The sequence below is a fragment of the Pontibacter toksunensis genome, from assembly GCF_042686245.1.
Classification (GTDB): Bacteria; Bacteroidota; Bacteroidia; order Cytophagales; family Hymenobacteraceae; genus Pontibacter; species Pontibacter toksunensis.
On record NZ_JBHUOX010000013.1, the window covers coordinates 123,844 to 138,126 of the forward strand.

At 49.1% G+C, this 14,283-nt stretch carries 10 protein-coding genes; 5 read left to right on the forward strand and 5 right to left on the reverse strand.

What is annotated here, in order from left to right; all coding sequences use genetic code 11:
* Nucleotides 1-108: 108 nt before the first annotated feature.
* Nucleotides 109-1,962 carry a DNA mismatch repair endonuclease MutL gene (gene mutL, locus ACFS7Z_RS17030; protein WP_377487122.1) on the reverse strand — a complete coding sequence of 618 codons (1,854 nt, stop codon included), beginning with the start codon at nt 1,960-1,962 and terminating at the stop codon, nt 109-111.
* Nucleotides 1,963-2,386: 424 nt separating this feature from the next.
* Between mutL and ACFS7Z_RS17035 the strand changes: the two genes are divergently transcribed.
* The 4 genes from ACFS7Z_RS17035 (at nt 2,387) to ACFS7Z_RS17050 (ending at nt 9,691) form a co-directional block, all read left to right on the forward strand.
* The gene (locus ACFS7Z_RS17035; protein ID WP_377487125.1) at nt 2,387-5,338 is read left to right on the forward strand and encodes a glycoside hydrolase family 3 N-terminal domain-containing protein; all 2,952 of its coding nucleotides are present in this window, start codon (nt 2,387-2,389) and stop codon (nt 5,336-5,338) included.
* A gap of 70 nt (nt 5,339-5,408) precedes the next feature.
* The gene (gene bshA, locus ACFS7Z_RS17040; RefSeq protein ID WP_377487128.1) at nt 5,409-6,545 is read left to right on the forward strand and encodes an N-acetyl-alpha-D-glucosaminyl L-malate synthase BshA; all 1,137 of its coding nucleotides are present in this window, start codon (nt 5,409-5,411) and stop codon (nt 6,543-6,545) included.
* Between the two features lie 135 nt (nt 6,546-6,680).
* Nucleotides 6,681-8,573 (forward strand): phosphoglycerate dehydrogenase, encoded by a 1,893-nt coding sequence (gene serA, locus ACFS7Z_RS17045; protein ID WP_377487131.1) that lies wholly within the window; start codon nt 6,681-6,683, stop codon nt 8,571-8,573.
* Between the two features lie 29 nt (nt 8,574-8,602).
* Nucleotides 8,603-9,691, forward strand: a complete 1,089-nt coding sequence (locus ACFS7Z_RS17050) for an aminotransferase class V-fold PLP-dependent enzyme (RefSeq protein WP_377487134.1) — start codon at nt 8,603-8,605, stop codon at nt 9,689-9,691.
* 110 nt (nt 9,692-9,801) lie between these two features.
* On the opposite strand, the gene ACFS7Z_RS17055 is transcribed toward ACFS7Z_RS17050, so the two are convergent.
* Entirely contained in the window at nt 9,802-10,335 is a 534-nt protein-coding gene (locus ACFS7Z_RS17055; protein WP_377487137.1) for a DUF7935 family protein, read from the reverse strand.
* Nucleotides 10,336-10,493: 158 nt separating this feature from the next.
* Here ACFS7Z_RS17055 and ACFS7Z_RS17060 point away from each other — a divergent pair, with 158 nt between their 5' ends.
* The gene (locus ACFS7Z_RS17060; RefSeq protein ID WP_377487140.1) at nt 10,494-10,841 is read left to right on the forward strand and encodes a HesB/IscA family protein; all 348 of its coding nucleotides are present in this window, start codon (nt 10,494-10,496) and stop codon (nt 10,839-10,841) included.
* Nucleotides 10,842-10,982: 141 nt separating this feature from the next.
* Here the strand turns inward: ACFS7Z_RS17060 and ACFS7Z_RS17065 are convergent, their stop codons facing one another.
* From ACFS7Z_RS17065 to ACFS7Z_RS17075, 3 genes are all read right to left on the reverse strand, one after another.
* Nucleotides 10,983-11,858 carry a ChaN family lipoprotein gene (locus ACFS7Z_RS17065; RefSeq protein WP_377487143.1) on the reverse strand — a complete coding sequence of 292 codons (876 nt, stop codon included), beginning with the start codon at nt 11,856-11,858 and terminating at the stop codon, nt 10,983-10,985.
* A gap of 96 nt (nt 11,859-11,954) precedes the next feature.
* Complete coding sequence (locus tag ACFS7Z_RS17070; protein ID WP_377487146.1) at nt 11,955-13,319, reverse strand: ABC transporter permease; 1,365 nt, start codon at nt 13,317-13,319, stop codon at nt 11,955-11,957.
* Entirely contained in the window at nt 13,312-14,223 is a 912-nt protein-coding gene (locus tag ACFS7Z_RS17075) for an ABC transporter ATP-binding protein (RefSeq protein WP_377487149.1), read from the reverse strand. Before ACFS7Z_RS17075 ends, ACFS7Z_RS17070 begins: the two co-directional genes overlap by 8 nt.
* Between the last annotated feature and the right edge of the window lie 60 nt (nt 14,224-14,283).

The following is a 14,283-nucleotide window of genomic DNA, read 5'->3' on the forward strand; positions in this document are numbered from 1 at the left end:
ATAAATCCCGCCTCAGCCATAGCTCAGGGCCGGTACCTGTTCGAAATTAATGTTCAGGAAAGTCCGGCCAAATCAGGCTATCCTGAACAACATCTATTGGCAATTACATCAGCCTTTCATAAATAGGTCATGCAGCTGGCCAAGCTGCATAATAACCAGTGTCTTCTGTCCGCCCGGGGCATAGTTTGGTACCTGGCACGCAAAAAGCTTATCTACGAGAGAATTCATCTCAAGGTCCGACATACGCGACAGAGATCTGGAGGCGAGGCGCTTGGCCATGGCCCGGGCCAGATTCTCCCGTTTATCAAGCTTTAAGGTCGACGAATTGTTTTTATACTGCTCTATTAACTCCTCTAAAAGCTCTTTTTCATTTACAGCATGCACATCAGCAGGTATACCGTTCAGGATAATGGTGTTCCCGCCAAAATCCTCGAACAGGAAGCCCATGTCCTTGAACTCGGCTGCCAGCTCATGAATCAAAACTGCATCAGCCGGAGAAAGCTGCACGGTCTGCGGAAAGAGCAGTGCCTGCGAAGCGCCGGTTTTCTTTTGGAGCGAGGCAATGTACTTCTCGTACAGGATACGCTCCTGTGCCGCCTGCTGGTCGATGATCATCACCCCGGATTTTACCTGCACCAACAGGTACTTCTGGTGTATCTGAATCGCTTTGTTAGTGGAGGCTGCCGGTATGTCTGTTGCGGCGAAGGCTTCGTCGAGCAGCCCCATCCCAGATGAGGCGGAGGTAGTACCCTCTTCCTGTTGCGGATGCTCCCTCAATGGCTCATACAGTTGCTCCCAGCCTTTAGAAGTGGCTCTCCTGGAGGTCGCAGGCGGAGTAAAACCCGGAAAGGCTGTACTTCCGCTGCTTCTATACTTGTTTTCAGGGTCAAACTCGGTATTGCCACCCTGCACCCGTATGGCCTGCAGCGGTGCGAAGTTCACATCCCCTTCAAAATCAAGCGAAGGGGCAATGTTGTAAGCACCCAGGGCTTTCTTCACAGCGGCATGCACAATGGCATATACTGTTTTCTCGTCCTCAAACTTGATCTCTGTTTTGGTAGGGTGTACGTTGATGTCTATCTTCTCCGGGTCCAGCTCAATGAACAGCACATAGAACGGGTGATTCTCCTTCGGCACCAAACCTTCGAAAGCCATCATCACCGCATGGTTCAGGTAACCACTCTTCACATAACGGTTGTTCACAAAGAAAAACTGCTCCCCACGCGTTTTCTTAGCATGCTCCGGCTTACCTATGTACCCCTTCACTGTCAGGAAGGTCGTATCCTCCTCGCAGTAAGCCATCTGTTCTTTGTAGTTGCTGCCGAAAATGCTCACGATGCGCTGGCTCAGCTTACCGCCGGGCAGGTTGAACACCTCTGTGTCGTTGTGGTGCAACGTGAAAGATACTTCCGGGTAGGCCAGCGCCACCCGCTGAAACTCATCCAGGATATGGCGCATCTCCACCGCATTTGTCTTCAGAAAATTACGACGGGCCGGCACGTTGTAAAACAGGTTCTTGACAGCAATAGAGGTTCCGGCGGGCACAGCAGCCGGCTCCTGCAGTACCACTGCAGAGCCTTCTACCAACAGCTTTGTTCCGGCTTCGGCGCCATGTGGCTTTGTCTTCAGTTCCACCTGCGCCACTGCCCCGATGGAGGCCATTGCCTCGCCCCGGAAGCCCATCGTCCGGATGCGGAAAAGGTCTTCGGTGGTGGCAATTTTAGAGGTGGCGTGGCGTTCAAAGCACATCCGGGCGTCTGTCTCTGACATACCTGTGCCATTGTCCACCACCTGTATCCAAAGCTTACCTGCCTCCTTCACTATTACCTGGATGCTGGTCGCTTTGGCATCCACAGCATTCTCCAGCAACTCCTTCACTACCGAGGCAGGGCGTTGTACCACTTCACCGGCAGCAATCTGGTTGGCAAGGAAATCAGGCAGTAAATGTATGATGTCGGGCATCCGGTTCTTTAATTCCTTATAAATATATAGTATTTTCTATAAATCAGCCGGTTAAGGCATTCACGGCAAAATATTTGCTCTTACTAAATATGTAAAAACAGAACTTAATCGGTACAAAAAATATTATTAATTTAGAGACCGATTTACAAACAGGCAGGAACAACAGCTAACGATTTGCATTTATTTTCGTCTAAATATATAGCAAAGGTTTATGTGTCGATGCAGGGGCTGGTGGCGTTAGCTTAAAAAGCTATTCTTTGGAGCCACGTTCGCTTAAATAGGCAGGCATAGTTCTCTACCTTTTTACCAGATTAGCTGAAAGCGACGAGCATCACCTCTGAATTTTTGTCTGTTTTTCTGAACTGCCTTTTGCAAAATTAGGCTTAATTTTGACTTGTTCCAATTATAAAAATAGTAGCGCAGGATGTTGAAGAGTTTTAGTTTAGGGTTGTTGATACTTGTTTTTCTCGCAGTGGGGCCACTGATGTCGTTAAAGCCGTCAGAGCAAGTGGTTGTCAATGAAAAAGAGAAACAATGGGTTGACAGCGTGATGACAAAGCTCACCCCTGACCAGCGCATCGGTCAGCTTTTTATGGTGGCTGCCTACTCCAACAAAAACGAAAAGCACTTCCGTGAGATAGATACCCTGGTAAGCCGCTATGGCATTGGCGGCATTATGTTTATGCAGGGCGGCCCGATGCGCCAGGCCGTGCTTACGAACCGCTTCCAGCGCCAGGCAAAGGTGCCGATGCTGATTGCTATGGATGCCGAATGGGGTCTGGATATGCGCCTGGACAGTAGCATGCACTTTGCCCGCCAGATGACATTAGGCGCCATAACGGATGATAAGTACATCTACCTGATGGGCCGTGAGATTGCCCTGAAGATGAAGCGGATGGGTGTGAACGTAAGCTTTTCTCCGGTGCTGGATGTGAATGTAAATGCAGCCAACCCTGTTATTGGAAGCCGCTCTTTCGGGGAGTCTACAGAAGAAGTTACCCGACGCGGTATAGCCTATATTAAAGGTCTGCAGGACCACGGCGTGATGGCAGTAGCCAAGCATTTCCCTGGCCACGGTGATACAGACACTGACTCCCATTATTCTCTTCCGATTGTGCCACATGACATGAAGCGCCTGACAGAGGTTGAGCTTTACCCTTTTAAGAAATCTTTCGAAGCCGGTGTGATGGGCGTAATGGTGGCGCACCTGTTTACCCCAAGCATCGACAGCACCCGCAATTTAGCCACTACACTGTCGCGCCCACTGGTAACAGGCCTTTTAAAGGAGAAGATGAAGTACCAGGGCCTGGTGTTTACAGATGCGCTGAACATGAAGGGCGTAAGCAGCTACTATAAGCCTGGAGTGGTAGACTTAAAAGCATTGATGGCCGGAAACGACGTGCTGCTCTTCCCGGAAGATGTACCAGCCGCTGTAACCAAAATCAAAGAAGCCATTGTAACGAAGCAGCTGACGCAGGAGGAAGTAGATCAGCATGTAAGAAAAATCCTGCAAGCCAAGTACTGGGCAGGGCTTAACAAATACAAGCCTGTTGTACTGGCCAACCTCAGAGAAGAAGTAGACCGGCCATTGAGCACTGTGGTGCAGGAGCAGCTTTATGAGCACTCTGTCACCATAGTGGAGAACAAGGGCAACCTGCTTCCATTCCGTAACCTCGACACCTTAAGCATTGCTTCCGTTGCTATCGGAGCGCCGGTCAAAAACGTATTCCAGGAGACGCTGGGCAACTATGCTCCCCTGAATAAATTTGCCATTCCTGACCGCTTTGCACCTGACTCCGCTTTCACGAAAATCATTCCGCAACTGAAGGATAACGACCTGGTGGTGGTGAGCATCCACAACATGAACATTACGCCTGCCAAAAACTTTGGAATAGGCGTTGGTACCAGGGCCTTTATCAAGTACCTGCAGGAGCGAACAAATAAAAAGGTAGTGGTGGTGGTTATGGGCAATGCCTACAGCCTGAAGTTTTTTGAAGAAAGCAACTGGCTGGTGTGTGGCTACGAAGACAACCCGGTAGCGCAGTCGCTAGTGCCGCAGGTGCTGTTTGGCGCACGTGCGGCCAAAGGCAAGCTCCCGGTAACAGCCTCCGCCACCTATAAGTCTGGCAAGGGCATCCCTACGCAAGCGATAGGGAGGCTGAAGTATGGCACCCCTGAAAGTGTTGGCATGAACTCAAAGGTGCTGCAGCAGATTGACAATATTGCCACAGAGGCCATAACCTATGCCGCTACACCGGGTGCACAGGTGCTGGTGGTGAAAGACGGAACCGTTATTTTTGATAAATCTTACGGCCACTACACCTACGAGAAGCAAAGGCCTGTCACCTCTAACACCGTTTATGATATAGCTTCTATCACGAAAGTGGCGGCTACACTACAGGCTATCATGTTCCTGAAAGACCAGGGCAAGATTAACCTCGACGCGAAAGTGTCTGCTTACCTGCCGGAGCTGAAGGGGACAAACAAGGAAAATATTGTTTTACGTGACGTGCTGACGCACCAGGCGGGCTTACTGGCGGGTCTGCCGAACTGGCAAAAAACATCGGCCCCTCTGGAGACTAAAAAATTGTTTTATGCCAGCAACCGGTCTGACTCTTACCCGAACGAAGTAATCCCGGGTTTCTATTCCATCAAGACCATGGAAGACTCGCTCTGGACCTGGACAGTGAGATCCAGATTATTGCCAGCTAAAAAAGGAGGAAGAGGTTACGAATACAAGTACAGCGACCTCGATTTTTATGTACTGAAGCGTGTGGCGGAGAAAATGCTGAACCAGCCCCTGGATGAGTTCATGGACCAGAACTTCTACTCTCCCCTTGGCCTGAGCACTATGACGTACAAGCCGCTGCTGAAGCACTCCCGTGATGTAATTGCCCCAACAGAAGACGACAAATATTTCCGCCACAACCTGATATGGGGTAGTGTCCACGACCAGAGTGCAGCCATGCTCGGTGGTGTTGCAGGACATGCCGGCTTGTTCTCTAATGCCAACGACCTGGCTATTCTGCTGCAGATGAACCTGCAGAACGGCAACTACGGTGGGCACAAGTTCTATAACTCCAATGTGGTAACTGAATTCGCGAAGAGGAACTCTACCGACAGCCGCCGCGGACTTGGCTGGGACAAGCCTGACCCTGACGGCCACGGCCCAACCTCAGAGCTCGCCCCTTTAAGCACCTTTGGCCATACAGGCTTTACAGGTACAGGAGCCTGGGTAGATCCTGAGAATAAGCTTATTTACATCTTCCTCTCAAACAGAGTATTCCCGGATGGCGGCAATAACAGGCTTGTAAAGTATAATATCCGGACCAGGATTCACGATGTCGTTTATAAAGCGATTATTCCTAAAACATAAAACATTATTAGTAGTTTAGCAGGTGCAGCCACATTCGTCGGCTGCACTTTGTTTTTTTACATAGCATAAAATGAAAATCGGTATAGTTTGTTACCCGACATTTGGTGGTAGCGGCGTGGTGGCCACAGAACTAGGCAAGGCCCTTGCACTCAAGGGCCATAAAGTGCATTTTATTACCTATAGCCAGCCCGCCCGCCTCGACCTTTTCAGCGAGAACCTCTATTATCACGAAGTATTTATACCTACTTACCCACTCTTTCAGTACCCCCCTTACGAGTTGGCGCTGGCCAGTAAAATGGTGGATATCGTACGTTTTGAGAAGCTGGATCTGCTGCACGTACACTATGCTATTCCGCATGCCTCCGCAGCCTTCATGGCCAAGCAAATCCTAAAGACCAAAGGCATCAGCATTCCCGTCATCACCACCCTGCACGGCACGGATATTACACTGGTAGGCAAAGATGCCTCTTTTGAGCCGGTAGTGACCTTTAGTATCAACCAGTCAGATGGCGTAACAGCCGTTTCTGATAGCCTTCGAACCGAAACTTTCGAGTACTTCGACATTGAGAAGGATATTGAGGTAATCCCCAACTTTATTAACCTCGATAAATTTAAGCGCCAGCGCAAAGAGCACTTCCGGATGGCCATTGCCCCTACAGAAGAGAAACTGCTGGTGCATACTTCCAACTTTCGGGCGGTAAAGCGTGTGGAGGATGTTATCCGTATTTTCGCGAAGGTGCGCCAGCAAATTCCAAGTAAGCTGCTGCTGGTTGGCGATGGCCCTGACCGGCCGAAGATGGAGAAGCTTTGCCGTCAGCTGCAGATATGCCAGGATGTCCGCTTTTTAGGAAAGCTTGATGCCGTGGAAGAAGTGCTCTCTATCGCAGACCTGTTCCTGATGCCTTCCGAGAAAGAAAGCTTTGGTCTGGCGGCGCTGGAGGCAATGGCCTGCGAAGTACCGGTAGTCTCCACCAATGCCGGCGGTATTCCGGAGCTGAATGTGGATGGAGAAACGGGTTTCACAAGCCCTGTTGGAGCCATAGACGAAATGGTGGAGAAGGCCTTATATATACTGAATGATGAAAACCTCCCCCGCTTCAAGGCGAACGCCCTGCGGCGCGCCACAGACTTTGATGTTAATAAAATTGTGCCCCTTTACGAGAATTTTTATCAAAAAACTATAAATATACAGTTAGCTTTGCTATAAATTCAAACACTCGACAAGTTTTAGAATCAAAAAGAACTGGCTTCTTATTAGTTGCCAGTTCTTTTTTTTATATTTATGGCCTCTTATCCTTATGGTTGTAATTAGTTAAGCACAGCCTAAACATCATAAACAGACATGAGCAAAGACAAATACTTTATCATTGATTTTGACAGTACTTTCACTAAAGTAGAAGCCCTTGACGAACTTGGTGAGTTGTCTCTTGAGGGAGACCCAGAAAAGGAAAGTGTATTGCAGCAGGTAAAAGAGCTGACAGACAGCGCCATGGCCGGTCAGAGCTCTTTTGCAGAAGGCCTCCGTAAGCGACTGGACCTGCTGAAGGCACATCAGAAACACCTGCCCCAGCTTATCAATGTACTGCAGGACAAGGTTTCTCAGTCTGTGCGCAGAAACAAGGAGTTCCTGAAAGAGTACTCAGACCAGATCTTTATTGTGTCCAGTGGTTTCAAAGAGTTTATTACGCCAATTGTAACGCAGTACGGAATAAAAGAGGAGAACATCTATGCCAACACCTTCCGGCTAGACGATAACGGAAATATTATTGGCTTTGACGAGGAGAACGTGCTCAGCCTTGACAAGGGAAAAATAAAGCTGCTGGAGCAATTGGCATTAACCGGTGATGTATACGTGATTGGCGACGGCTACACAGACTATGAAATAAAGGAAGCAGGGCTGGCCAACAAGTTCTACGCCTTCACTGAAAATGTGTCCCGCGACAGCGTGATAGCAAAGGCAGAGCATATTGCCCCGAGCCTGGATGAGTTCCTCTACCAGAATAAGCTACCGATGGCCATCTCCTACCCTAAGAACAGAATCAGCGTGCTGCTGCTGGAGAATATACACCCTAAGGCAGTAGAGATGTTCCGGAATGAAGGGTATCAGGTGGAAACCATACCCGGTGCACTGAGTGAGGAAGAGCTATGTGAGAAAATTCAGAACGTTTCTATACTGGGCATCCGAAGCAAAACGCACGTGACACGAAAAGTGCTGGAGCATGCAAACCGCCTTATGAGCGTTGGGGCCTTCTGCATCGGCACGAACCAGATTGACCTAGATGCCTGCCTCGAAGCTGGTGTAACCGTGTTTAATGCCCCTTACAGCAACACCCGCAGTGTGGTGGAAATGGCCATCGGGGAAATTATTATGCTAAGCCGTGGCATTGTAGATAAGAGCAGCAAAATGCACGTGGGTAACTGGGATAAGTCGGCCGCCGGCAGCTTTGAGGTGCGCGACAAGAAGCTGGGCATCGTAGGTTACGGTAATATCGGTGCGCAGTTATCTGTGCTGGCCGAGGCAATGGGTATGGTGGTTTACTATTATGATGTAGTAGAGAAACTGCAACTGGGTAACGCCCGTAAATGCGACACCCTGCGCGAGCTATTGGAGAAAGCAGACTTTGTGTCGCTGCACGTGGATGGCCGCCCGGAGAACAAAAATATCTTCGGGGCACAGGAATTTGCCGCCATGAAGGACGGTGCCATTTTCCTGAACCTGAGCCGCGGGCACGTGGTGGAGATAGAAGCACTGGTGGAAAGCCTGAAATCAGGCAAATTACGTGGCGCAGCCGTAGATGTGTTTCCGCATGAGCCGGCTACAAACAATGAGCCTTTTGTGAGCGAGCTGCGTGGCCTGCCTAACGTGATTCTGACGCCGCACATTGGGGGCAGTACGTCTGAGGCACAGGTGAATATCGCCAACTTTGTGCCGAACCGCATCATGGATTATATCAACTCTGGCAACACGTACCAAAGCGTAAACTTCCCGAACATCCAGCTGCCGGAGCTAAAGAATGCGCATCGCCTGATACATATACACGAAAACGTACCGGGCGTACTGGCCGACATAAACAATGTGCTTGCAAAGAACCAGGTAAACATCCTGGGCCAGTACCTGAAAACAAATGAACATGTAGGCTACGTGATTACGGACGTGAATAAGAAGTATGACAAACAGCTGGTGAACGATATGCGTGGTGTAGCACACACCATCAAGTTCAGAATGCTGTATTAGTACAAAACTAGTAGCACGCATCACAAACCATGAACAATAAGATATACTTTACCCCTGGGCCGTCGGAGTTATACCCTACTGTGCCGCAGCACATGCATACGGCACTGCAGGAAAAGATTGGCAGTATCTCGCACCGCAGCAAGCAGTTTCAGGAGATATTTGCGCATGCGGTGGCAGGGCTGCGGCAGCTATTGCAACTTCCTGACAACTATGAGGTGCTGTTCCTGGCTTCAGCAACGGAAATCTGGGAGAGGGCCATTCAGAATACCGTGCAGCAGGAGAGTTTCCATTTGGTAAATGGCTCTTTCTCGGCCCGCTTCTTCGAAACAACGCAGGAACTGGGGCTGAAAGCGCAAAAGCATGAGGTACCTTTCAGCGAGGGTTTTGACGTGGCGAACATCACGGTACCGAAATCAGCAGAACTGGTAGCGCTTATTCAGAACGAGACCAGTTCCGGAGCCTGTATGCCTATAGCCGAGATAAACCAGTTCCGGGATAAAGCATCTTCAGAGGCTTTAATTCATGTAGATGCGGTTTCATCACTGCCTCACCCTGCGTTTGATTTCTCTAAAGTGGATGCTGTTTATTTCTCCGTACAGAAGTGTTTTGGTTTGCCAGCCGGCTTAGGTGTGTGGCTCCTGAACGACCGCTGTATTGCAAAAGCAGAAGCTCTGGCAGCCGAGGGTAGTACTATAGGCTCTTACCACAGCATACCTGCTATGCTGAACAAAGCCAAAGCCAAACAGACAGTGGAAACCCCAAATGTGCTGGATATTTACTTGTTGGGTAAAGTGGTAGAGGATATGAACAGCAAGGGCGTGGAAGCAATCAGAGAAGAAACAGCGGCCAAAGCCCGGATAGTCTATGATTACCTGGAGCAGAGTAAGGTCTTTACCCCTGCAGTGTTGAACCCGCAGCACCGTTCTCCAACTACTATTGTAGCCAACACCTCTGTGCCTGCATCGGAAGTAAATAAACGACTTGCTGAATTTGATATGGCACTAGGCAGCGGCTATGGTAAGTACAAAGAAACCCAAATCCGCATCGCCAATTTCCCGGCACACAGCCCGGAGCAGGTACAGACTTTGGTAAAGAAGCTAAAGGAGCTGTTTGGCTAATCAGAATAAAAGAATACAAAGCAGAAAGAGGTAGAAACGTAAGCCGTTCTACCTCTTTCCTTTTTATAAAGCTCTAACTTTTTAACTTTTTAACTCTTTAACTTTCTAACTTAAAACACCTGCCCTATCTCCTGCTTCACATAAATGAGTGCGCGCGAGGTCGGGTCCTGTTCTGTGGTGAGTACAGTTTCCAGAATACGTTTGGCCAAATCAGTGCCACGTGAATTTTCAGGCAGCTCTTTGTATGTCTTGTTTATCAGGTTCACCACATCTTCGCGGGCATGCTTTACCTGTTGCCAGGCCTGCTCCGTCATGTATACCTGCTGCGACATGTTGTGGTTAAACTCGTTCCGGATTTCGTTCAGTAGCACCCGGTGGTAATCTGCAGCCGTCTGCCCGGCGCCACCCACGCGCAGTAGCAGGTTGCTTGGCGTAATCCGCTCCAGCAGCAGCACGACGCGCTCATACGCCTGCAGCCGGATCGGCAGCACTACTTCTGAGTTCTTCTGCCGCAGCTCCAGCAGTCTTACCTTGTAGTCGCGCTCATAATGCTTCTTCACGAGGTAGTACATGGCCACCGCCACAATAATGGCTGGCAATGCAATCTTCAGGAGGTCTATAATAAAAATGAGAAATTCGTTCATGTTTGTTGTCTGATGAAAGCTCAAATATCGTAAAAAATTAACGGAAGATACATGAATCATTCCCCCGGTTTGGCTGTTTAATCAGTACAACAGGCAACCATACGACATAATTCAGGAGAATTTTGTAAGTTTGTGGCTACAAATAAAGAGCATACACTATGGCAACAGAAACAAGAACTGCACCTATCACTTTGACTGAAAGAGCCTTAGCTGAGGCAAGAAATATAATGCAGGAAAAAAATGTACCGGCAGAATACGGTTTGCGCGTTGGTGTGCAAGGCGGTGGATGCTCCGGTATGTCTTACCTGCTCGGCTTTGATAAGCCAAAGGAGTCTGATGAAACCTTTGATATAGATGGTTTGACACTAATCATGGATAAGAAGCACGGCATGTATGTAATGGGCATGGAAGTAGACTTCCAGGATGGCCTGAATGCACGTGGCTTTACATTCAGCAACCCGCAGGCGAAGAGCACGTGTGGTTGCGGAAGCTCTTTCTCTTCATAACCAGATACCTTCTTTCTTTTTGACAGGCAAAGCCCGGTTGTTCAACCGGGCTTTGCTGTTTTTATGTGTTACTTTTACATATACCCGCAGGAGTTGCGCACGCTGCTAGGTCTTAGAGCAGAAGCTATTTCAGTATAGTTTCTAATATGTTCGGGTCATGCTGGCGGGCACCACAATAATAAAGTCGGCTTTCTCTTTATTCTCCTTCGATAAATTATCGAGGTCTTCCTGCAGAACGGTAGTCAGCGTTAAGGTTTTCAGTTGTGGCTGCTCCTGCTTCAGGTACCAGCCAATGCCTTCGAAGTTATCAGAGTGATAAGCCCCGTTGAGGTGCAGTAACTGTTTGCCTTGATTTACCTGCTGTAGTATAAAGTGCGCCATGGTGGCGTCTTTCAGCGCCTGTGCCTGCACTATGTTCTCGCTTTTGGTGTTGCCATGCATATTACTCCCGAACATACCCATCATTCGCTTGTAGCCCTGCAGGTTCAAGTCCACGGCTATCGGCAGCGGAGCAATATACTTTTTTGCATCTTCAGACACACCTCCCAAGGCACTCAGGCTACCTGCTGATACCATGGCGGCATAGCGGCGCGGGACGTTGGTAGCAATAACCGGTATTCCCTTCTCTCTGGCATAACGCAGCACCGGTTTATAGTCTGTTTTATAGTTTGGCCACGGCCGCGACTCCTGCTCAAAGTTACTTTCAGGTGCTTGGTTTGCCAAATATTCATTTAGCACCAATTGCACATCCGCCTCAAACATCTCCACGCCAATGGCAAAGTTCTGCGGGTGTGCCTGGTGCAAATCTTTGGCTAACTCCAATTGCAACCAATGCGCAATCGGGTCGTTGTGCTGCTCCCCGAACAACACCACATCGGCTTCCTTCAGCTCTTTCAGCATTTTGCCATAGCTTATACTCTTCCCGCTCTTCGTGAAGAGCCGGTAAGCAGGCTTATCCCTATCCTGGGCAGAGGCATTAACAGTAAACATCAGGAGAAACAGGATTAGGAGAGACATTTTTTTCATTCAATTCGAAATTATCAACCCAATTTACAAAAAAATAGCCGGCCTTTGGTGGGGCCGACTATACTTGTTTTATGCTTGACTGGGTGTTTATACTCTATAAAACAGCCACTTCGACAACTCTTTATAATTGATTTTCTTGCCATACATCAAAATACCAACACGGTAGATGCGGCTCGCTATCCAGGTGGTGAAGATAAAACCAGCTACCAGTAACGCCATGGAGAGCAGCAGTTCCCAGGCAGGCACACCAAACGGCACGCGCACCATCATCACAATAGGTGAAGTCAATGGAATGATTGACATCCAGAAAGCTACCGGTCCATCGGGGTTCTTCAGTACTACGGAGTATGACATGATGAACGAGATAATCAGCGGGATGGTGATAGGCATCATGAACTGCTGCGTGTCTGTCTCGTTATCGACGGCTGCTCCGATGGCTCCGAAAAGAGAGCCGTACAGCAGGTAACCTCCCAGGAAGTAAAATAGAAAGCAACCAAAAATTAAGGCGATGGGCAGGTTTGAAACACCACGCTTTATGTCGTTTATGGTGTTGGCTACCTCGTTTTCCTCCGCTGCATTATCTACGGTGGCTGCTGTAGCCTCTTCTTCCTCTATTTCCTCCCCTTGCGCAGCGGCCTGCCCTGCAGCAAACTGCGCTGCCGGCGATGGTGCGGCATCGATACCGAAAACTGCAGACACGGCAGTTACAGATACGAACGAAAGTACAATCCAAAGCAGGAACTGTGTCAGCCCTACTGCCGCAATGCCGACAATCTTACCCATCATCAGCTGGAAAGGCTTCACCGACGAAATCATCACCTCCACAATACGGCTCGTTTTCTCCTCAATTACGCCGCGCATAATCTGCACGCCATACAGGAAAATGAAGAAGTAGATGATAACAGCTCCGACCACTCCAGCAATGGAAGTGATAATGGCGTTGTTGTCTTTCTCGCCTTCATCGCTCAAGTTGATGGTGTTCACCTTTACGTTCGCCTCAATCCTGTCCAGCATTTCGCGGTCCAGTCCGGACGCCAGAAAGCGCTGGTTCTCAATCTCCTTATCCAGTGTATTTTCCAGGCGTATCTGGGTTTGCAGGCTGGTGTTTTTCTTGCCATACACGGTAATTCCCTTTGGGTCGTCTATCGACATCTCCGGTATGTAAAGCAGCGCCGTGTAATCCGTTTCCTGGTACGCCATCTTTGCCTGCTCCAATGAACCGGCAAGTTGAACGAACTTCAGGTCCTTCTGGTTCTTCAGCTTACCTTCAAACAAGCCGCTTTTGTCCAGCACCATCACGGTCTCTGTGTCTCCGGACATGGTAATGAGCAGACCCGGCAGAATCATGAACGCCGCCAGCAGCACAGGCGTCAGGAGCGTCATGATGATGAAGCTCTTCTTGCGGACACGCGTCAGGTACTCCCGCTGTATAATCAACCAGATTTTAGACATGGTGTGTCTCCTTTACTTTTTGAATAAAAATATCATTTATACTTGGCACCAGCTCTATAAAGGAGTGTATCTCCACGCGTTGGATCAGGTACCGCAGCAGGTCGTTCGGCGTTGTGTTGTTCAGCAGCCTGATGTTGGCCCTGAAAACGCCGTGGTTGTTATGCTGCTCCATCACCTGGAAGTCCGGTGACATCACCATGAGCTGGCCATTTCCTATTACCTGGAATGTATCGGTCTTGTAGGCGTCTTTCACCTCCTTCACAGGCCCGTCCAGCACTTTCTGTGCCCGGTTAATAAGGGCAATATTATCGCACAACTCCTCTACTGATTCCATCCGGTGGGTTGAGAAAATAATGGTAGCCCCGTTGTCGCGCAGGCGCAGGATTTCATCTTTTATGAGATTGGCATTAATCGGGTCGAAGCCGGAGAAAGGCTCATCCAGGATAATGAGTGCAGGTTCATGCAAGACAGTTGCGATAAACTGCACCTTCTGCTGCATTCCCTTCGAGAGATCTTCGATGTTCTTGCCCAGCCAGTCGCGTATTTCAAAGCGGTCTATCCATGTTTTGATGCGTGCCGTCGCATCGGATTTGCTTAGCCCTTTGAGCTGCGTCAGGTACAGCAACTGCTCGCCTACTTTCATCTTCTTGTAAAGCCCGCGCTCCTCCGGCAGATACCCGATATCCTTGATGTGGTCTGGCTTCAGCTTTTCTCCCTTGAAGAAGATTTTGCCACTGTCTGCCCCGGTAATTTGAGTGATGATGCGGATAAGGGAGGTCTTTCCGGCACCGTTTGGGCCCAATAAACCGAAGATACAGCCCGTTGGAATCTCGAAGCTCACATTATCGAGTGCCACGTGATTGGCGTAGGTTTTGGTTACGCCTTCAATTTTCAGAATGCTCAAAGCTGATATTCTTTTAGATGTATCCAAAAATACCTTTCTATACTGAAAGCAGCAACAATA